Here is a 20,096-nt window from a genome sequence, read left to right on the forward strand (position 1 = left end):
TTCTCTCATATCCCTTAAATTATATATTTTTTATTAACTTAACTGGCAAACCTCGCTTATAAAGTCTAAACTAAGCAATGAAGGGATACCCTTCCATCTCAATGGAGTGATGCATTCAAGCAATACTCCAGAACGTTAATTTAAGGGAGGTAGCCATGTTAGGATGGGCGTTAACTTTCTTAATTATTGCACTGATTGCAGCTGCTTTTGGATTTGGCGGTATTGCATCCGCAGCAGCAGGAATTGCAAAAGTGCTTTTCTTTATATTCTTGGTAATATTTGTTGTCCTACTGATTATGGGTTTGGTCGGACGAGGAGGCCCACCCCCACCGGTATAAGACAAACTGATTACCTGGATCCCGGTAAAAAAAATTATAACCTATAAGCCAGGGATCCTGGCATCCTTCTCTTCCCCTAAGATTTTCATCATCCTTATGTAGAAATATACGAAATATTTCCATCCATTAAAGTTTTTTTTAAACATGCCGTTAAACAAATCACCAGGAAAAGCAAAGGTGATATCATGAAAAAGTTTATCCTGTTACTGGCTCTGATTTTAGCAACAACCACAGCAGCCTGGTCCCACAAGCGATTCGGTGAAACACTTTGCAATCACCCCGATTATTTTTGTATTACAATAAAACCGGGTGAAACTTGGGCCAATTTATTTCCTGATGCTCAATCTCGCGATATTGTAAGACGGGTAAACCGCATGAATATTTCTTTGCGACCTGGGATTGTTATAGCTGTACCCAAAAATTTGGATCGAATTACAATTTATGACGTCTCACCTTTCCCCCGCTACATCGAATCTGATGGAGAAAAAACCATCTATGTAAGTCAAGACATGCTGGCTTGGGGGGCTTACGATGAATCTGGAGAGCTCATTTGGTGGGGGCCAATTTCTTCTGGTGCAGACAAATGCCCCGGGGTGATTGGAGGCTGTACAACCCCCACAGGAGCTTACCGTATTATTCGCAAACAAGATATTGATTGCATTTCAACCGCTTTCCCGCGCCGTGCAGACGGCGATAACGGGGGTGCGGAAATGCCCTACTGCATGCATTTTTTCCGCGGCTACGCTTTGCATGGTAGTGGAGAGGTACCGGGTTACCGAGCCAGTCATGGGTGCATCCGCTTATTTACAGAAGATGCTCGATGGCTAAATGAAGAATTTATTGATATCCCGGGAGGAGGCCTGAGAGGAACTCGAGTCATTATTGGCGGAGTCAATGACAATCCTAACTTAAGCGCCTCCACTCAAGCCTCGGTAGAACATTAAGTTTTCCTCTACCCCTAGTTGTCTTGCAAAGAGGCCAGAAAACTAGCCACTTCCTGAGCAGTAAGCTCCCTACATTGTCCTCTTCCCAGTGCTCTTGGCATACTTAATTTGCCATAGCGGATGCGAATTAAGCGACTGACTTCGTAACCCTGAGATTGCCAAAGCCTTCTGACCTCCCGATTCCGGCCTTCGGTTAAAGTCACATGATACCAGGAATTTGCACCCTCACCTCCGCGAAACTCAATGCGTTTAAAATGAGCGGGCCCATCTTCTAATTCCACCCCTTTTAACATGGTGTTTATCGCCTCCTGGTTAACCTGTCCATGAACGCGAACGGCGTATTCGCGCTCAAGGGCAAATTTAGGATGCATGAGTCGGTTAGCCAGTTCACCATTGTTGGTAAAAATAAGTAAACCTGAGGTGTTAATATCCAAACGGCCAACCTGCACCCAGCGGCCTCCCCTAAGAGGCGGTAAATTGTCAAAAACGGTTTTGCTGTGTTTTGGATCTTGGCGGCTGGAGATCTCGCCCACAGGCTTATGGTAAATTAGAATTCGAGTTTTCTCTTCTTTTTTCAAAGGGTTGTTGATTAAGCGCCCGCGGACACTGATTTTATCTCTGGGGCCTGCCGTATCCCCTAATTTTGCAACAACGCCATTGACCTTAATTTGTCCTTGCTCTATCCATTTTTCCATTTCTCTGCGCGAGCCGATTCCAGCCTGGCTCAAAATTTTTTGCAATCGTTCTTTCATTATTCGCTATACTCTTCTTCGGGAACAGGTTCAACTTCAGAGATCAATAACTCTGTGATCTCATGGAGAGCTGGTAATTCATTTAGGCTTTGTAGATTAAAATAATTTAGAAATGCTTTGGTTGTAACATAAACCGCAGGTTTGCCCGGTACATCACGATGCCCTGCAATCTTTATCCATTCTCTTTCCAACAAAGTCTTTATCATCGAACTGCTAACCGCGACACCTCGTAAATCCTCAATGTCTGCACGGGTCACGGGTTGGCGATAGGCGATAATGGCTAAGGTTTCCAATAAAGCGCGGGAGTATTTAGCAGGTTTTTCAACGTACAAGCGATTTATCCAGCCAGAGTATTTTACTTTGGTTTGAAAACGATAACCACTGGAAATCAGTTTTAATTCAATTGCACTGTCTTCATACTCTTTTTCAAGCTCAAGCAATGCTTGCTTTAGCTGTTCTACATCAGGCTTTTCCCAGTCGTCAAATACAGCTTGCAACTGCTCCAAACTTAAAGGCTCATTGCTATGCATTAGCAATGCTTCGATGATTCGTTTAAGTTCATTATCCATCTTGAACAGCCTGTAGATGAATGGCCTTAAATGGCTGAACCTGAGTGATGCTGATTAACGACTGCCTTGCCAGCTCAAGAATGGCAAGCAAGGTCACAGCCAAGCCCATACGGCCTTCGCTGGGGTTGAATAATTGCTCGAATGGAATGAAATTTTCCAGGTACAAACGATCCAAAATATTGCTCATCCTTTCTCTTACAGATAATGGTTCACGACTAATTTGATGATGACTCAAATGACTTTGCCGTTTTAATACATCGCGCATGGCTTCCGTTAAAATACCCAAATCAACGTCTGGGTGTAAGATTGTTTTTTCAAGCCTGTCGGAAAACAAAGCGAAAGTAAAAATATCACGCTCGCAACGGGGCAATTCATCAAGTGCCATGGCTGCATGTTTAATTTGCTCATAAGCCTGAAGTTTACGGACCAGTTGCATGCGTGGATCGTCCTCAACGTCTTCTTCCGGATTAACCGTTGGAGGCAATAACATGCGAGATTTAATCTCAGCAAGCACCGCAGCCATAACCAGGTATTCCGCGGCCAATTCTAATCGCTGTTTTTCCATTAATGCAATGTATTGCATGTATTGTTGCGTTATTAGAGAAATGGGTATGTCAAGAATATCCAGGTTTTGGCGTCTAATCAGATAAAGCAATAAATCAAGAGGCCCTGAGAATGAATCCAGCAGAACCTCAAGAGCATCAGGTGGTATGAATAAATCAGCTGGTACCTCAGTGAAAGGTTGCCCTGCAACCACAGCAAGCACTGAGGTTCCTTCAGATTGGGTCATCATTAATAATCGAGTCCCATTACTTCTCGAACGTCACTCATCGTTTTGTTAGCTTCCTCACGGGCCGCTTCGCTTCCCTCAGCAACAATGCGCTTAACAGAACTCAAATCAGTCTCATATTCCTTAATAGCCGCCTGTATAGGTCGAAGTTCTTGTTGAATGGAGTCCACAATAGGTCGCTTACAGTCAATGCAGCCGATTCCTGCGGTACGACAACCTGTTTGCACCCAATCTTTTACGGAATCAGAAGAGTATATTTTATGCAATTGCCAAACCGGGCATTTTTCAGGTTCGCCTGGATCAGTCCGTTTTACACGAGCTGGATCGGTTGGCATGGTCAAAATTTTCTTTTCAACCTGTTCCAGGTCTTCACGTAAACTGATGGTGTTGTTATAAGATTTTGACATCTTTTGCCCATCCACGCCGGGCATTTTGGCTGTTTCAGTTAACATGGGGTGCGGTTCAGGCAAAATAATTTTTCCCGAGCCGTCTAAATAACCCAGTAACCGTTCCTTATCTCCTATTGAAAGATTGTGTTGGTTAACCAATAAGGCCTTAGCAGTATTTAAGGATTCATGGCAACCGTCTTGCTGAAATTGCCGCCGCAATTCGCTATACAACTTTCCATTTTTTTTACCCATTTTTTTTATGGCTTCGTGTGCCAACAATTCAAAATTGGGTTCGCGACCATAGATGTGGTTAAAACGTCTGGCAATTTCTCGGGTTAATTCAATGTGGGGAACCTGATCTTCACCAACAGGCACAAAATCAGCTTTGTAGAGCAACACGTCAGCACTTTGAAGAAGTGGATAGCCTAAAAACCCATAAGTCGATAAATCCTTATCATGCAATTTGTCTTGTTGATCTTTGTAAGTAGGAACGCGTTCAAGCCAACCTAGCGGTGTAATCATGGAAAGCAATAAATGCAATTCAGCATGTTCAGGGACCCACGACTGGATAAAAATTTTGGATAAACTGGGGTTTATACCGCAAGCCAACCAATCAATGACCATGTCCCACAAAATCGTTTCAATAAAACCAGGTTCATCATAACGAGTCGTTAAACCATGCCAATCCGCAACAAAAAAATAACAATCGTATTGATGTTGCAATTTAAGCCAGTTTTTTAATACCCCATGGTAATGGCCTAAATGCAAACGGCCGCTGGCACGCATTCCGGAGACTACACGCTTACTATCACTGAATATAGCTGACATCTAAATCTAAATCCTTCGTTCAAATAGTTATTTAAAAGGTTCAGGATCGCCCTTTCCTTCGCGAAGTATAACCGGATAATCCCCGGTTAAATCAACTACCGTAGTGGGTTCTTGACCACAATTACCACCATCAATAATTAAATCGACCTGCGTTCCCAAGAGATCACGAATCGCTTCAGGTTCACTTAGCGGGGCCTTGGCTCCAGGCAAAATTAAAGTGGTGCTCATCAAAGGCCCTTCAAGACAATCCAATAAAGCTAAAGTTATTTTGTTTTCTGGAACTCTAAGCCCTAAAGTTTTTCGCTTGGGATGCAGCATTAAGCGGGGGACCTCATGGGTGGCATTTAGGATAAACGTATAAGAGCCCGGCGTGAATGCCTTAAGTAAGCGAAATATTGAGTTTGGAACTTTGGCATACGTGCCTAATTGTGACAAATCGCGACAGACCAGTGTCATATTGTGGTTTTTATCCAGTTGTCGCAATCGTCTTATGCGCTCCAAAGCAGATTTATTACCTAATTTGCAGCCCAAGGCATAACCGGAGTCGGTGGGATATACCAGCAAACCACCTTCTTCAATTAAATTGGCCGCTTGCCTTAACAAGCGTGCTTGCGGATTATCAGGATGTATGGCAAAAAAATGGCTCATGTAGCTCCCCAGTTAAATATTCCATTGACGCCAAATTGGCGTACAGTTTAACGGTAGTTGCTGTTGTCTACCAAGAGAAACACGCGATAATGCATCGCCATGGTAATCGGAGCCGGTGGACGCAAGCATTTGAAACCGTTGGCAAAGACCGGCCATGTCATTGATTTGCAGCGCCGTCATTTCTCCGGAAATGACTTCCAATCCATTGCCGCCCACTTCTTTAAAATCCGTGATCAATTCATGAAGTTTGGTTTTGGTTAAACCATATTTTAATGGATGAGCTAAAACCGCCTCGCCATTGGCTTTTTTAATACCTGAAACAGCTTCGGCTAATGTCAGCCAAGTGGTTCGAACGTAAGCGGGACGCCCTCTCCCCAAAAAACGTTTAAAAGCACTATCAAAATCTTTGACCACCCCTTCATTCACTAACACTTGAGCAAAATGAGGTCTGCCCACGCGCTCGTGCCCGGCGAGCTCACAGGCCTTACTGTAAGCCTGCTCGACACCACAGAATTTCATTTGTTCGCCAATTTGTAAAGCTCTGTTAATTCTATTTTGGTTTTGCTGTTGAATGAGTGCATCAAGGTCAACATCTTGGTGATTGATGTTTAAACCAAGAACATGAACATCATGTTTTTTCCAACGCGCACTCAGTTCAATACCGTTTATGATAGTCACTGAGGAATCAATGGCTGCTTTATGAAGACTCTCGAGTCCATTGATGGTATCATGATCCGTCAGAGCCAAAATTTGTACATTTGATTGAATGGCCTTATTAAGCAAAGCTTCGGGACTCAATTTTCCATCGGAAAAGTGACTGTGACAGTGTAAATCTATCATGGCAAGAAGGTATGAACGCAAAATAAGCCTTAATTGTACATTATAATCGAATACTTTGTGGATTTGTATTGTTTATTTGAGAATCAGTAAGATATGTACTTAATCTTTATGTATTTTATTGATGTTTTGTAATCAATGTTTTATCGTAGCGTCTTTTTTCTAAACAGGGATTAGCCATGATGTCAATCATAGTACTAGTCGATGATAACTCGATTAATCAACTCCTAATCAAAAAAATGATTACAACCCTTTTTGGTCAATCCTGTGAATTGAAGATCATTTCTTTTAAAAGTGGTACACAAGCCAATGAATTTTTCCTCGATACCAGAAATCAATATGACATTGTCATTCTCGATGGAAACCTTGAAACTGATACAACCAACACAAATAGCAAGATTTCAAATTCCATTGCTTTTTTTGAGAAAACTTCTCAGCCCCAGGCGTTCAATGGACCTGATGTGGCAATTACCATTCTTGAAAAAAATCCGAATGCCAACATTGTTGTCTGGACAGATGACGAGACGATGCTAAGCCGATTTAAAACCATCTTTACTCAAAAAAAGGGCAGTGACTTGCTGCTTCAGTTAAAAAAGCCATGCAATCTGGACAACCTAAAAGAAGTATTAACCCCTCTAATCTTCAAAAAAGCGCCCAAAATCCCCAACGAAATTTCAAGCGAATGCCCATCAGCCCACACAGAAGCTTCTAATTCGACCAACTTCGAATCAATGGCTTCAGTAAAACCACCCAGTAAATGTCCGAAACTGTTTAAGGAAGCATCGACCGCATCGACCACGCTACTTGTTCCTGATGATTCCTCAGACACCTCACCAACAAGGCGACGTGCATTTTCAAGCATCCTCTAATAAGGCAAATTGCTTGCGAAAATCTATATTTGTGAACTATTCTTAGCTTACAAGCAATTAATTTTTTTATAGAAACATTGAGCAGTAAATTACAAAATGAAAGGCTAAATTATTCTCCCCTCAATTCGCGGCAATTAGCCAATTTATGTGGTGCATATCACGAAAATATAAAACTCATAGAACTCTTTTTTAACATTAACATCAAGGTCGACCATGATGAGGTAGTTTTATTTGGCTATTCCCAACCCGGTTTGGTACGGGCCAAACAAGTTATTAAGCAATTGCACAAGCTTGCCGACAGACCCATTCAAGCCGAGACCGTTAATTCATTTTTAGCAAATAAGGATCCAAAAAAGGTTATGTCACAATCGATAAAGATGTCCAGAAAAACCATTCTTCCGAGGAACCATAAACAAGCAGACTACCTAGACAGCATCAACAAGCACGACATTACTTTTGCTGTAGGTCCTGCAGGTACTGGCAAAACTTACCTCGCTGTTTCAAAAGCCATTGAAGCCTTTGAAAAAGGTGAAGTGCAGCGTTTAGTGCTGGTAAGGCCAGCAGTTGAAGCGGGTGAAAAATTAGGCTTTCTCCCCGGGGATTTGGTTGAAAAAGTGCTTCCCTATCTTCGCCCAATTTATGACGCCTTATATGAAATGATTGGTTTTAAAGAAACGCAAAAGCTGATTCAATCTGACGTGATTGAGGTACTTCCGCTCGCCTTTATGCGAGGTAGGACGCTAAATGAAGCATTCATAATTCTGGATGAGGCTCAAAACACCACCATTCCTCAAATGAAAATGTTTTTAACACGCATGGGGTTTGGCTCTAAAACAGTGATTACAGGTGATGTCACTCAAATTGACTTGCCGAAAGGAACTGAATCTGGATTGTTGCATGCAGCAAAGTTATTAGCCCATATTCCCGAGATCAGTATTCATTACTTCAGCAGCCGTGAGGTAGTGCGACATCCTTTGGTTTCGCGTATCATTGACTCATACGATGATATTTAGCAAAGGACAATTATGAGCTATCACATTGATTTACAGCTAGCCTGTAATGAATCCCTGCCCGTTGAGGAGACTTTTATTATCGACTGGGCCAGGTTAGCTCTAGCTGACCATATCAGTTCGGCGGAATTAACCTTGCGCTTTGTAGACCAAGGAGAAATACAGGAACTAAATCGAATTTACAGAAAACAGGATAAGCCAACCAATGTACTCGCTTTTCCTGCCACAATTCCCGATAATATCGATTTGGACTATCCATTGCTTGGCGATATAATCATTTGCCCAGCGGTTTTACTAGCGGAGAGCACCGAGCTTGATAAACCCTTGCAGGCACATTGGGCACATATTGTGATTCACGGGGTACTTCATTTGTTAGGCTATGATCATATTATTGATTCGGAAGCCGAAATCATGCAGGGTCTGGAAATTAGCTTGCTTGCTAAATTAGGTTTTGCTAACCCATATGAAACAGAGGATAACCATCTTGAGTAAAGAGGATGAAAACGGTTCTCTATTTACGCGCCTGAAGCAATTTTTGCAAGTTGAACCACAAAATAAAGAGGAATTAATCGGTTTATTGCGTGATGCCCACGAGCGCTCACTGATTGATTCTGAAACTTTAACCATGATGGAAGGTGTCATTCAGTTTGCGCAAATGCGGGTGCGGGACATTATGTTACCCAAAAAGCAAATGACCTCTGTTCCAAATGATGCAGAATTTAAAGAAATCGTTGATATTGTCAGCAGCTCTGGACACTCCCGTTTCCCGGTTACAGGTGATCATAAAGATGAAGTCATTGGCATTTTGCATGCCAAAGACTTGCTGCGATTCCAGGCGGATGAGCTGTTGGAATTTGATTTGGATGACATCATACGCCAAGCCACTTTCGTCCCCGAAAGTAAACGGCTTGATATTTTACTCAGTGAGTTTCGCAACAGCCGTAATCATATGGCCATTGTCGTGGATGAATACGGGGCAGTAAGTGGCTTTGTCACCATCGAAGACATTATCGAACAAATTGTTGGTGATATCGAGGATGAATTTGACATTGATGAAGAAAGCTACATCAAGGCCCACGGCGACTCCTACTACATTGTGAAAGCACATACTCCAATAGAAGATTTCAATGAGGAACTTGGCGCAAATTTCAGCGACGATACTTATGATACCATCGGCGGCATTGTGATGAGCAGTTTCGGTCATTTACCGCAAAGAGGCGAAACGATTACAATAAACCAATTTGAATTTAAAGTAATAAATTCAGACTCAAGACGAATTAAATTATTAGGTTGTCTGGACAAGCGCCAGTAAAATATATCGCAAGCCATGTGGAGTGGCTGAGTATATTATTGCAGTAATTGACTAATTCAATATTAAGGGCGATTCAGTAATGAATAATAACATCTTGATTGTGGATGACGATACCGAACTATCCGATCTCTTAGTCCAATATCTTGAGTCAGAGGGGTTTAATGTCGTTGCGGTACATGATGGTGAAAATGCAGTTAAAAAAGCTCTTAATCAAGTATTTGATGCCATTATTTTGGATGTCATGCTACCTAAGCTCAACGGTTTTGAAGTGCTTAAAGCGATTCGCGAACATTTAGAAACCCCTGTTTTAATGTTAACGGCGCGTGGCGATGACATCGATCGCATTGTCGGTCTAGAGATTGGGGCTGACGATTATTTGCCTAAACCATGTAACCCGCGTGAACTGGTTGCTCGTTTACGCGCTATCCTACGACGCACCCAAAAGATTCCCGCGCAACGACCAATTATTGAGCATTCAGGGATTGTCGTAGACTGTTCCAAACGTTTAGCTACGCATCATGGCGAACCTATGGAACTGACGAATGCAGAATTTAATATTCTAGAAATGCTCATTAAATCCCCTGGTCAAGCCTTTTCCAAAGAAGAGTTAACCGAGTACGCACTTGGGCGGAAATACACAGCATTTGATCGAAGCATTGATGTGCACATCAGCAATCTTCGCAATAAATTAGGCGATAATCAGCAGGGAGAGCCCTTAGTTAAAACTGTACGTGGGTTTGGATACATGTTTAATGCGTAGTTTGTACTGGAAAATTTTTCTCTCTTTTTGGGTTGCCACCATTTTGATTATCATCACTACGGCTTGGGTAACCAGCGAAATCGCTCAGAAATCGTCGATTCCAGCTCGTGAACGGGTCTTCATGGATAGCTATGCCAACGCAGCTGTGGCCACTTTTGAATCCGGCCAGCAAACGGCTTTAAAAAAATGGCTAAACCAAATTGGTGCCTCCCGCAAAATGACCCTATATTTGCTAAGCAGTGCCGGGGAAATTATTGGGAACCAAACACCACCTGAAGTAGTCAAACAGATTTCGCAACATTTAGTTGAAGAACTTCTTGATGAAGGCGTATTAAAATTTGGCGACATTATTGTCAGCCATGAAATTTTATCCACATCAGGGAAAGCCTATCGTTTAGTCGCTGTGAGTGAAAAACCTCTCGCGCATTTTGTTGAAATCCCTTGGGCGGGTTTAACGCTAAGACTCATCATTGCCATTGTTATTAGTGGAATCATCTGCTACCTGTTATCCATCTATTTGACTCAGCCCCTACGCTCTTTGCGCATGGCTGCCAAATCAATTGCTACAGGGCAATTAAATACCCGAGTAGGCCGATTCAAAGGACATCATCGTGATGAAATCGCTGAATTAAGTGATGAATTTGATCAAATGGCTGAGCAATTGGAAAACATTATTAACTCAAAAGAACGACTGCTCCAGGACATTTCCCATGAGTTGCGCTCCCCTTTGGCTCGGTTGCAAATTGCCCTTGAATTAGCCAGGAAAAAGGCAGGTTCAGTTGCCGCAACAGAATTTTCCCGTATGGAAGTTGAATGCATGCGGTTAAATACTCTTATTGGCGAAATTCTTGAATTTGCAAGATTGGATAAATCACTCACCCAGCTCCATAGAACTTGGATAGATTTGCCAAATTTGATTAAACAAATCATTGATGACGCCAATTTCGAATTACGAACTCACGCACCAGGAGTCTATTTAAAAAAATTTGAACCTTGTCAGCTTTACCTGGATGAGCGTTTGATCCACAGGGCTCTGGAAAACATCATTCGCAACGCCCTGAGATACTCACAACCCAATCCGGAAGTGGCGGTGACTTTATATTTCAACGATTCCCACTCTATGGTGTATGTGGATATAGAAGACAATGGGCCAGGAGTTCCGCAAGAACAACTTAGAAAAATTTTCAACCCTTTTTACCGGGTAGACAGTTCAAGGGAAAAGAAAACCGGGGGGTACGGTCTTGGCTTATCCATAGCCGAAAGAGCCATTACTCTTCACAACGGCTTTATTTGTGCGGAAAATAAACCCGAAGGCGGTTTATTAGTTCGAATTGGTTTAGATTTAACAGCCAATCAAATGCTTAAAAGCAACTGATCTAATTTTTAATCTAATTGATTACAAAATCTGTTGATAATTCGTTGTTCCTTCTATTTTTTTCTTCGTAGTTTCATTAAGATATTCGATTAATCCTTGGATATTCCGCAGTGAAAGTAGCAGAGAAACTTGATACCGCTTGTAGTGTCTTTTTCTTTATGGGTTTTTTGACATCGCAACTACAGCATTCCCCACATCCTTTTATTTCAGCTTTGGCAAATTTAGCTTCTCTATTTTTTAATTCAATAGCCTATGGCTTATGGCTTGCCGCCGCCCAACTTTATCCAGATTATCCTCGAAAAAAAGATCATTGGTACGGATTTGCAGAGATAAAAAAACAGCATCTCGTGGCGGCTGCAATCGGCGCCTTAGCCATTGTCGTTTGCATCGCTGGCATTGTTATCCCGCCCTTTTTGGTTTTAGGCAGCTGGCTATTTTTCACCAGCAACCTTTTTTGGTGCATTGCTGAATATCATAAGCAAAAAAATCCCCCCGGCAATGATTTAAATTTTTCCGTTGCAAAACAGGAAGCCTATGTGCGTTATGCCATTCTCAATACCTTAATTACCCTGATTCCGGCAGTAACTGCTACGATTGCGCTCTTCTTTCCACCTGCAGCACTCCTTGCCTTTGTTGCCTCAGTGACTTTAGGCATTTGTTTGGGCAGTGTGTCAATATATTGCTGGTTTGAATACAATTGCTTGCCAGAGAGCAAGTCACAAAAAGGGAGTTACGCCAAAAGCATGCGCAACCTAGGCGCCCTACAACCCTCCATTGACAAAGATCCAGTACCCGAAGCTTCCAACAGTGAGCGATACTTGAATCGATGGCAGCCACTTCCCCCCTCTCCTGAGTTGGCCGAAACTCAAGATTCACCACTCAGTCGTTTCAAACAAAATTTTTAATGATCAGGTTATCCAAGTCCCTTAACATTTAATTAAAACAACTTCAATGCTGTTAATAGGCCTAGGAATGTGAAATTAAGTTTTTAGAATATCAAAAACCAAATGGTCCGCATTGTCGTCCACAGTTGTTACGATAAAATAATGACATGCGCCTAACCAGTCGATTTTGGCCATTTCATGAAATAAATTGTTGTAAGAACATAGGCTGCTTTTTAGTGCTTTAAGATTAGTTAAGCCGAAAAAGATTTGCATTGAACTAATCTTAAATGTACAAATTGATTTAGGATAACCGCGTTTCACCAGGATAGGGATATCATCATGAGCCAGATAACAGAGCAAGTCAGGATTGCCATTCAGAAACTGCCCAATGAACGTCTAAAAAATTTCCTTCTGTCCCATCTTTCAGATGATGCTCAGCATCAAACACAACTTTTTAGCAAACAGTATAGCTTTGACCGCACAACACAGGAGTTTTCTAGAGCCAATTGCCTCTTAGCCAACGGCTTATCATTTGAATTATTGCTCAACACCGTTTTTGTTTATGCACCAACAGCGGTTTGTTGCGGGGTTAGCGAAATCCTTCTTGACTGCAAGGACCAAGAATTAGTGGATATGTTGTCGCAAACTCATCAACACCATAGTGATGCTAAAGCCAATGAATGGCTAATGGAAACCATTATGCATGCCGCACCCAAGGAAGTGCGGCTTAAAATTTGTAAGCGAATCAAATCACTCACTCAACCTGATCAAATCATTCAGGTGCTTTTTGGCCAGTTTTATAAGCGTGATTTTAATCATTTCATGCAAATGCTTAATTTCAAAGACGAAGAATGCTGCATTCAGTTATTGTCGGCCTTAGGGACGCTGGATAGCACTAGCCTGTTTAATTTGTTTCAAACCTCCCCATTCCCAACCACCTCTTACGATGCGCTGATCGATTTTTTCACAAAACATCCCCCTGAAGCTGTGGCTGAAGCGGCCTTGCAATTGCTTTATAGATTTGAAGGCCACCAATTAGTGAAATTAATTTTTGGAGGCTGTTTCTTGAGTGCTAGCAGTTGTAACTTATTGCATCCTGTCCTGGATTTTTATTCAGAACCCATCATTGCTGAACTACTTGATTTTTTATCAAAAAGGATGAGTGAAACTGACTTGGAAAAACTATTCACTCAAAGAGCCAGCATTGAATCCTGCAATACTGCTTTGGAGCTTGCCTTTTTACGCCGCGACAATATGGCTGTTGCTACCATGCTGGCCAAATTTATTTACAGACGCCCCTCCCTAAGACCACTGCTTACTTCGGTATCTATAAGCCAATTCTATTCTCCAATGCATTTGGCCGCCCTCAATAATAACTATGAGTCCGTTCGCTTCTTTGTTGAACAAACGGATGCACTTGTAGAACATACTGTTCATCGACAAGCAGAAACCATGCTGACAATTGCTCAAAAGCAAGGAAATAAGGAAGTTGTTGCCATTCTACAAGCTTGGCGCATTCAAAACTTTATAGCAAATTACCGAAAACAAGATAACCAAAGCTTAGCTTGGATAAAAGATCTGATCGCCCAACAGCCGGAAGTGATTTCCTTAGCCTGGAATGATGGTAAAACATTGCTGTCTCATGCCGCAAGTAAAGGCATAGATACTCTGGTTTTGCTGCTTTTAGATGCAGGAGCAATTCCCAGGGAAGACGTGTATGGTATTACGCCCATTGAAGAAGCATTAAAAGTTAACTCTTTAGAAGTGCTCAAAGCTTTTACGCAGTCAGGAAAAAGTAATGAGCTTGTATTGCAACAATTATTGAGTTCTTTTTTGAAGCTGAAAAAACCTAAACCCAGTTATCACGAATTACAATTGGTGCTCAAACAAGCTCGGGAAAAACAAAGTTTCGCCGGGCAAATTGAAGACTATTGCATTCAAAAAAACGATTGCTTTATTTTTCTAACCCTTGAAATAGCCAAGTTGCTTTCCTCAGCCGAACATTCTGCTGATCTTGTAAGTATTAAATTTTATTTAGAACAAAGTTTGCAAAAACTGGCCAGTAATTCATGCGATTACCTTGAAATCAATGCCCTGCAGATTCAGCTCATTATTTTTCTCTTTTCGATTGAACCAAGCTACCTGTTTAGCCTTTTGTATTCGTTAAATCTCGATCAAGACAGCAAGAAAACCTTGCAAATTGTACTGGCACGAGGTCTGGTACAAACAGCAGTTTTTTCAAAACTCAGCCTGGAGCAGCACCAACTCTATTATCGTTTTTTAAGAGAATTGCTTCCCGAAGAACCAAATTCAATGCAAAGCATTATTACTGTGCACTTTCAGGATTCGCAGATGACCTTACTTCCAGCCGTCATTTTAAGAGAGCTGTCGAGTTACACAAGTGCCGAGGATTTGTTTAATTTCAGCAAACAGAGACTGAATGCATCCTTGTTAGTTCTGACCATTGAAAAATTACTGGAGGAAACTCCGAACGATGAAGAAAAATTAAAAATTTGTTTTAAACAACTCACTAGTGAATTAAAACTATTCAGCAAAGGGGCTTCGCCAGCTGAATTGGAGCAAATGCTCAACGTGGCCTGCCACCCCAAAATAAAAGCTTTTCTTAAAAATGCAGTAACCCAGGACACTTATTTGAAGGGATCCACTCAGCTTCTTTTCACTCAGTACAAAAAAGATTTTGCTGTATTAAAAAACAGCTTACTCTACGATTTATTCTTTGAATACTCCACGAGTTTCGAATTGTTAACTCGTAAAGAAAATCATAAAGCATTTATAGAGTATGTCTCAACTCTATCTGCGGTAGAAGTTCAGCAAATTATTGCTAAACTGCAAAACAATGTGCATGCGCACCTGCTTCTAGCTGGTATTTTTAGTCCTGTTGCAATGGACAACGCTGTAAGTTCGAATGTGCAGTTTTGCCAGTGGCTTTATCAACTGGAAAGTAAAAAGCAGCGTTTAAGCCTTGGTTCATTAGTAAATCATCTTGACCAAATTCAAGATCAAGTTAAATTATTCCTTGAAATTTTGAAGAATGAACAGAATTCAAATTCTTACATTGCTCTACAACAGCTGCAGTCAAGTTTAGAACGGGTTGCATCCAGTTTATTTTACGCCCACCTCAATCGAACAGGGTTAGCCTGGAATGACCAATTAGAAATGAGTTTGGAAGCTTTAAACCAGGATTTTCGATTTGTTCGCCAAATATTTCAAGCCGGAACTATCCGTCTGCCTGCAGAAGAATTGAGGACTTTTAAGTACGCTATCGCAGAGGACACAATACGTTCCCTTAAAAATCAAATTAAAGCCACTTGTAAACAAATTGATGAAGATTTAACAGAGCACAGCAAGGCAATGCAAGATGTATTAAAAAATGAAGCGCATTTGATTGCTGTTTTTGAAGAAAACGAACAGGATATCCCCCAAGAATCAGTGTTTGCCGCTCAGAAGCAATATTTATCAATTGATGGCAAGTTAAAAAATTTAAGCCAAATTATTCTTTTAGCCTCGCTTGAAAATCCTAATTGTCATGAGTTATTCACGGTATTATTTGAGCAAATGAGCCTTTATGGAACAAGCGCTCAGAAGGATTTGTTATTCAGCAAATTACCTGATCTGTGGAGCAGCAGTCAAAAAGAACACTGGGTTGAAGTAGATAAACAAATCAACAATCTGTTGTTTTTGAAAGAGCAAATATCCCCCTTGTTGATTGATTTACAAATACTTGGCTTCTCGGATTTTAACATTGAAGCGTTAATAGAGGTTCTTTACGAAACCAAAGAGGAGCAGCTAAATCAATTTGCGTGTTTTTGCAATTGCGCGGCTTTAGCCGATTTAAAAGCTATTGCCGATTACGTTCTCTCTGCTAGAAATGAACAAGTGCCTTTAAGCATCTTGAAATCCCACAACAATCTCAATGTCAGTAAACATAGTTCTTTATGGTTGCAAGAAAAATTGACTCATATTGAAACGCGAGCCAGTGATGCAATGTCCTATTTAGTGTTGAAAACAGGATATTTGCGAACAGAACAACAAATTGATGAGCAATTAATCGTATTGAATGAAACACTGAATCAGCATGAAATAAGCCCAAGCGCAAAAGCCATTCAGTTGTTGCTTTCTTCCTATGCACCTTTGTTCAAGGCGAATCCTTCTGCTCAAAGTCATGCATTCATTCTCGCATTCAGTAGGTTAACCCGAAATACCAGCATCGAGGTCATGCAGGAAAGCATGTCATTAATACCGACTGAATTGATGGAGAGTTTGCTGTCCCATTGCTTGGCGGGATTAAATAGTGAGGATGGCCGTTTAGATCAAGCCTGCCGTCAAATTCTAAGCAATCTTTGCCAACTCCAGTTTAGTTCAAATAAATCCATGTTGGAAAGAATTAAACAACAGTTAGGAAAACAGGATTTGAGTGTGCTTGCAGATGAGTCTTTAATTTCCATTGCAGATGATATCTTAAGCTCCTCAGACGAAAACCTTGAGATGTCGACTTTTAATGGAGTTTGGATCCAGCGCCTTATATGTTCACCCCGGTTTATAGCAGCGAGCAACCCTCAAGTCTTAAAAGCGCTTATAGACCGCTATCGATTTATTTCTTTAACATTAAAGCAAGATGAGTTTGATCAACTCAATCGCTGGTTGAAGAAAAATTTAGCTTTTTATACTCATCATCAGGAAAGCATGTCTCGACTGGATAAGGCTATTATCAGCGATCCGAAGCGACGTGAGTATTTTCTTAAGAAAAGACAAAGGCTTTTGGAGTTTCGCGCTGATGACAGCATACGTGCTTTGCTTAATCAACTTGAGGATAATTGTTTTGAAGAGAAACAACATGATCCAGACATGGCGGAAGCTGCCCTGGACGTTTTGTATAGTCATTACAATAACAGCTTATCCAGTCTCCGCTCCGATTTTTTATTTAAGGTCGCTGATTTTGTTATTGGCCGGGCATCGAGGAGCAAAGGTGATCTCGCCCAGGCGCAGAATAATTTGCTTAAATGGCTTATGCATTATTTGCCGCACAAGAACTTTGAGCAGCATGAATTATCTCGCAAAAATTACGTCGCTCTTTATGATGCCCAAGGCGCTCAAATCGGCTTTGTTAACGAAGCGAATTGCGCTATGGCTTTGGTGGACGATGAGCCTTGCTCATTATTAGACGTGAAAGGATGCCATGCCGGTATGTCTCTTTACGATGCCAATCGTTGCTTGATAGGGACATTAACAACTTCCGGGGAATTAAAACGTGAAAATTTGTTTCAACGAGAAACCAGTGCCCTTCTGATTGCCAAAGTGCCTACAGAACAACTGAGCAAATCCCCTGCTGCTTTGGAGTTATTGCTGACAGATGTATTTACTGAGAACACCCTATATCAGCTCTACACAAAAAGCGACCAGGAAAAACAAGCATGGATTGAAGAACAAGTCAGCTTACATTTAGCAGAAACCAAAAAGACCATACATAAAGACAATATGTTGGTCTTTGCCAAAAGACACAGCTCTGAATCAATATTTCAAACACTGGCTAACATCAAATCCAAACAAAATGGCAGCCTACTATTTGAAATATTGCTACAGGATGAGCAAAAACGCACTGAATTGTTTAATCCTGAGCATCAGAAGGAAGTCTTCTCGTTCTTTAATCATATCGATGTGGAGCAATTGCTTGCAGATTTTTTAATTCATCATCACAGTGCTCCATGGTTTGCACGAGGCCTACAATTATTTGGGCAATTTGCAAGCAAATCCGGCCAGCCTGAATTATTAGCTGTTGCACTCTCAGTCCTTCATGAACGAAGCCAACAACAAAAATTGATTACGGAAGCCACTTATGATTCGATCTTAACTACCTTGCTTCGTTCAGAGTCATGCACAACGGTTATATGGAATAATTTTCTGCAAGCAACAGAGCATTCAACCATCGCTGACGTGAATCAGGAGCTGGCGGAAGATTTAACCTCTTTTTTCCAGAAAGGACATTGCATACCCCTCATTGAATCTTTAAATGAACAACAAGATTGGGTAAAGAGCACCCAATATCGATTTGTTCTGTTGATGCTTTCTAAACAACGCAAACAAATTTTTCATGAACGAGAATTACGATACTCTGAGAAAATAGCCTGGTCCCAGCCGGAACTAAAACAAATTAGTCGTTTTGCAAACAGACATTTCAAGCAGCCTAACAGCCCTGATCATAATGGTCGAATTGGCAAAAAATTATTTAGTGAGCTCTTGTTTAGATGCGCCAACTTTGGCCAAATCGAATTGTTTTATGATAAGAATGGTCGATTTGATCCAAAGGTAGCAGGAACAGTCTTAGAGCGCTCTTTCCTAAACGCCATTGCCGCAAGAGACTATATTCCAGCAGAAATTAGGAGTAGCGCCCAGGGGATTGTCAGTGAGTTTAAAAGCTGGTTTGACGATACTCACAAAGAAAAGGAGCAAATAACGCAGTTTTTAAAGCAGAACCAAGCATTGCTGGATTGGAAAGAACTTTGTCGCCAGAGTTGGAGTATGAGTGATTCCTTAACCAGCATGCCAGCAATCAGCGCTTATTTAATTAATTACTCAGGGACACCTGCCGCTTTAAACCGTCTTTTGCAAGATTATCTAAATAGCAAAGAGCTTCAAAATAATCCAAGAGCACTACATGCCATAAGCCAGATTATGGAGAAATTCCCTGCGCGAGACATTAGCAATTGTATATTTTCTACATTCGAAGAAATACTCACAAGCCAACCTCAGCTTTTGGATGAAACCATATTTGGGCACATGGCCCATTTTTATGCTCACAAGCAAAACAAAAAGGATTTGCAATCTCCAAAAATTAAGCTTGAACTGATTAAGCATTTTGGTTTGCAAAAAAAATATGGCCTAGTCCAACAGTGCTGTGATTTGGTGGCTGGCCGCACTCAAAGTGTTTCGGCAGAGAGAATTCTGCAACAAGCCCAACTGGAAGCTAAAGTAGAAGGACAACTAAGTCACTTCCTCAACTCCTGGTTTTTTAGCATCATACGTTTTTTCAAAAGGTGGTGGCATTACGGATTTAGCGCAGAAAAACACCTGTCAAAATTTGTTACACCTTGCGATGGAGAAATCTGCTATGCGTCACCAATTAGTCAAGTAAAACAGATAAAAACTCCTGTTTTAAGCGGCCAAATCATCGCAGACAAGAGAAATACAGCCATTCAACTCAAAGCTCTGCGCAAACGCTATGAAACCTTTCTTGAAAAACAAAATGTTAAACCTACCGCCGTTAAAAGCGAACATTTAGCCCCTGGTAAATTTGGCTTGTTTTCGCCTTGCAAGGAGGAGCGCACCCCCGGGTATATTGCCAATGTAGCCCTGGTTAACTAAGTAAATAGCAAATCACGAACATCTGCTAGGATTGCTATACTTAATAAGGGAGCTTTTCCTGGAGAGTAAAATGAGAAGGATTCTTTTACTTGTTATTTTAGCATTTACAGGTGGCCTTTACGCAGGCACAACCAATATATTTATGCCAAATACCACAAGCCCTCAGACACCAAGTTTTAGTTATTATCCTGGTTTGCAAAAAGGTTATGAATTAAATTATTACAATCGCCCACCTACAAGCTATACAACCACAGGCAGCGATCAGGTGACAACCTGGCGTGATCAGAGTGGGTATCATGATACTAGCCCAGTGGATGATACAGGCACAGAAAAGGACATTACCCACATAATTCAAGATCCACATCGCAAACCAACAAGATAACTATACTCTCGTGGCAATGCTTAGTGACA

At 41.3% G+C, this 20,096-nt stretch carries 17 protein-coding genes; 11 read left to right on the forward strand and 6 right to left on the reverse strand.

The features are described from left to right. Positions 1-155: 155 nt before the first annotated feature. On the forward strand, positions 156-338 hold the full coding sequence (locus tag EL203_RS07590) for a DUF1328 domain-containing protein (RefSeq protein ID WP_058470898.1): 183 nt from the start codon (positions 156-158) through the stop codon (positions 336-338). Positions 339-523: 185 nt separating this feature from the next. Then, a complete protein-coding gene (locus EL203_RS07595) occupies positions 524-1,282 on the forward strand; it encodes a L,D-transpeptidase (protein WP_058470897.1) in 759 nt (252 codons plus the stop codon). 14 nt (positions 1,283-1,296) lie between these two features. Here EL203_RS07595 and rluB read toward each other — a convergent pair whose 3' ends face one another. From rluB to EL203_RS07625, 6 genes are read right to left on the reverse strand one after another with little or no spacing between them, the layout of a single operon-like run. Further along, positions 1,297-2,037: a 23S rRNA pseudouridine(2605) synthase RluB gene (gene rluB / locus EL203_RS07600; protein ID WP_122224925.1), complete on the reverse strand. Its 741-nt coding sequence runs from the start codon at positions 2,035-2,037 to the stop codon at positions 1,297-1,299. Continuing rightward, a complete protein-coding gene (scpB, locus tag EL203_RS07605) occupies positions 2,034-2,603 on the reverse strand; it encodes an SMC-Scp complex subunit ScpB (protein WP_058470895.1) in 570 nt (189 codons plus the stop codon). The genes rluB and scpB overlap by 4 nt, the downstream gene beginning before the upstream one ends. Beyond that, complete coding sequence (locus EL203_RS07610) at positions 2,596-3,396, reverse strand: segregation and condensation protein A (protein WP_058470894.1); 801 nt, start codon at positions 3,394-3,396, stop codon at positions 2,596-2,598. The genes scpB and EL203_RS07610 overlap by 8 nt, the downstream gene beginning before the upstream one ends. After that, the gene (locus tag EL203_RS07615; protein WP_058470893.1) at positions 3,396-4,610 is read right to left on the reverse strand and encodes a tryptophan--tRNA ligase; all 1,215 of its coding nucleotides are present in this window, start codon (positions 4,608-4,610) and stop codon (positions 3,396-3,398) included. The genes EL203_RS07610 and EL203_RS07615 overlap by 1 nt, the downstream gene beginning before the upstream one ends. A 27-nt stretch (positions 4,611-4,637) precedes the next feature. Next, the gene (locus EL203_RS07620; protein ID WP_058470892.1) at positions 4,638-5,258 is read right to left on the reverse strand and encodes an L-threonylcarbamoyladenylate synthase; all 621 of its coding nucleotides are present in this window, start codon (positions 5,256-5,258) and stop codon (positions 4,638-4,640) included. Between the two features lie 12 nt (positions 5,259-5,270). Next, entirely contained in the window at positions 5,271-6,098 is an 828-nt protein-coding gene (locus tag EL203_RS07625) for a PHP domain-containing protein (protein WP_058470891.1), read from the reverse strand. A 176-nt stretch (positions 6,099-6,274) separates the two neighbouring features. Between EL203_RS07625 and EL203_RS07630 the strand changes: the two genes are divergently transcribed. The 9 genes from EL203_RS07630 (at position 6,275) to EL203_RS07670 (ending at position 20,067) form a co-directional block, all read left to right on the forward strand. Beyond that, positions 6,275-6,964 carry a response regulator gene (locus EL203_RS07630; protein ID WP_058470890.1) on the forward strand — a complete coding sequence of 230 codons (690 nt, stop codon included), beginning with the start codon at positions 6,275-6,277 and terminating at the stop codon, positions 6,962-6,964. A gap of 77 nt (positions 6,965-7,041) precedes the next feature. Continuing rightward, complete coding sequence (locus EL203_RS07635; protein ID WP_058470889.1) at positions 7,042-7,977, forward strand: PhoH family protein; 936 nt, start codon at positions 7,042-7,044, stop codon at positions 7,975-7,977. A gap of 12 nt (positions 7,978-7,989) precedes the next feature. Beyond that, on the forward strand, positions 7,990-8,466 hold the full coding sequence (ybeY, locus tag EL203_RS07640; RefSeq protein WP_058470888.1) for an rRNA maturation RNase YbeY: 477 nt from the start codon (positions 7,990-7,992) through the stop codon (positions 8,464-8,466). Then, complete coding sequence (locus tag EL203_RS07645) at positions 8,438-9,286, forward strand: HlyC/CorC family transporter (RefSeq protein ID WP_122224924.1); 849 nt, start codon at positions 8,438-8,440, stop codon at positions 9,284-9,286. Before ybeY ends, EL203_RS07645 begins: the two co-directional genes overlap by 29 nt. A gap of 79 nt (positions 9,287-9,365) precedes the next feature. After that, the gene (gene cpxR / locus EL203_RS07650) at positions 9,366-10,046 is read left to right on the forward strand and encodes a two-component system response regulator CpxR (protein WP_058470886.1); all 681 of its coding nucleotides are present in this window, start codon (positions 9,366-9,368) and stop codon (positions 10,044-10,046) included. Further along, positions 10,039-11,421, forward strand: a complete 1,383-nt coding sequence (gene cpxA / locus EL203_RS07655; protein ID WP_058470885.1) for a two-component system sensor histidine kinase CpxA — start codon at positions 10,039-10,041, stop codon at positions 11,419-11,421. Before cpxR ends, cpxA begins: the two co-directional genes overlap by 8 nt. A gap of 110 nt (positions 11,422-11,531) precedes the next feature. Beyond that, entirely contained in the window at positions 11,532-12,326 is a 795-nt protein-coding gene (locus tag EL203_RS07660) for a hypothetical protein (protein WP_058470884.1), read from the forward strand. Between the two features lie 318 nt (positions 12,327-12,644). After that, entirely contained in the window at positions 12,645-19,685 is a 7,041-nt protein-coding gene (locus EL203_RS07665) for an ankyrin repeat domain-containing protein (RefSeq protein WP_058470882.1), read from the forward strand. Between the two features lie 70 nt (positions 19,686-19,755). Further along, the gene (locus EL203_RS07670; protein WP_058470881.1) at positions 19,756-20,067 is read left to right on the forward strand and encodes a hypothetical protein; all 312 of its coding nucleotides are present in this window, start codon (positions 19,756-19,758) and stop codon (positions 20,065-20,067) included. Positions 20,068-20,096 lie beyond the last annotated feature (29 nt).

This window comes from Legionella jordanis, assembly GCF_900637635.1.
Taxonomy (GTDB): Bacteria; Pseudomonadota; Gammaproteobacteria; order Legionellales; family Legionellaceae; genus Tatlockia; species Tatlockia jordanis.

What these genes read in the sequence shown, in the direction of transcription:
- EL203_RS07590 (WP_058470898.1), top strand. Translation starts at nt 156, where the DNA reads ATGTTAGGATGGGCGTTAACTTTCTTAATTATTGCACTGATTGCAGCT.
- EL203_RS07595 (WP_058470897.1), top strand. Translation starts at nt 524, where the DNA reads ATGAAAAAGTTTATCCTGTTACTGGCTCTGATTTTAGCAACAACCACA.
- scpB (WP_058470895.1), bottom strand. Translation starts at nt 2,603, where the DNA reads ATGGATAATGAACTTAAACGAATCATCGAAGCATTGCTAATGCATAGC.
- EL203_RS07610 (WP_058470894.1), bottom strand. Translation starts at nt 3,396, where the DNA reads ATGATGACCCAATCTGAAGGAACCTCAGTGCTTGCTGTGGTTGCAGGG.
- EL203_RS07615 (WP_058470893.1), bottom strand. Translation starts at nt 4,610, where the DNA reads ATGTCAGCTATATTCAGTGATAGTAAGCGTGTAGTCTCCGGAATGCGT.
- EL203_RS07620 (WP_058470892.1), bottom strand. Translation starts at nt 5,258, where the DNA reads ATGAGCCATTTTTTTGCCATACATCCTGATAATCCGCAAGCACGCTTG.
- EL203_RS07625 (WP_058470891.1), bottom strand. Translation starts at nt 6,098, where the DNA reads ATGATAGATTTACACTGTCACAGTCACTTTTCCGATGGAAAATTGAGT.
- EL203_RS07630 (WP_058470890.1), top strand. Translation starts at nt 6,275, where the DNA reads ATGATGTCAATCATAGTACTAGTCGATGATAACTCGATTAATCAACTC.
- ybeY (WP_058470888.1), top strand. Translation starts at nt 7,990, where the DNA reads ATGAGCTATCACATTGATTTACAGCTAGCCTGTAATGAATCCCTGCCC.
- EL203_RS07645 (WP_122224924.1), top strand. Translation starts at nt 8,438, where the DNA reads ATGAAACAGAGGATAACCATCTTGAGTAAAGAGGATGAAAACGGTTCT.
- cpxR (WP_058470886.1), top strand. Translation starts at nt 9,366, where the DNA reads ATGAATAATAACATCTTGATTGTGGATGACGATACCGAACTATCCGAT.
- cpxA (WP_058470885.1), top strand. Translation starts at nt 10,039, where the DNA reads ATGCGTAGTTTGTACTGGAAAATTTTTCTCTCTTTTTGGGTTGCCACC.
- EL203_RS07665 (WP_058470882.1), top strand. Translation starts at nt 12,645, where the DNA reads ATGAGCCAGATAACAGAGCAAGTCAGGATTGCCATTCAGAAACTGCCC.
- EL203_RS07670 (WP_058470881.1), top strand. Translation starts at nt 19,756, where the DNA reads ATGAGAAGGATTCTTTTACTTGTTATTTTAGCATTTACAGGTGGCCTT.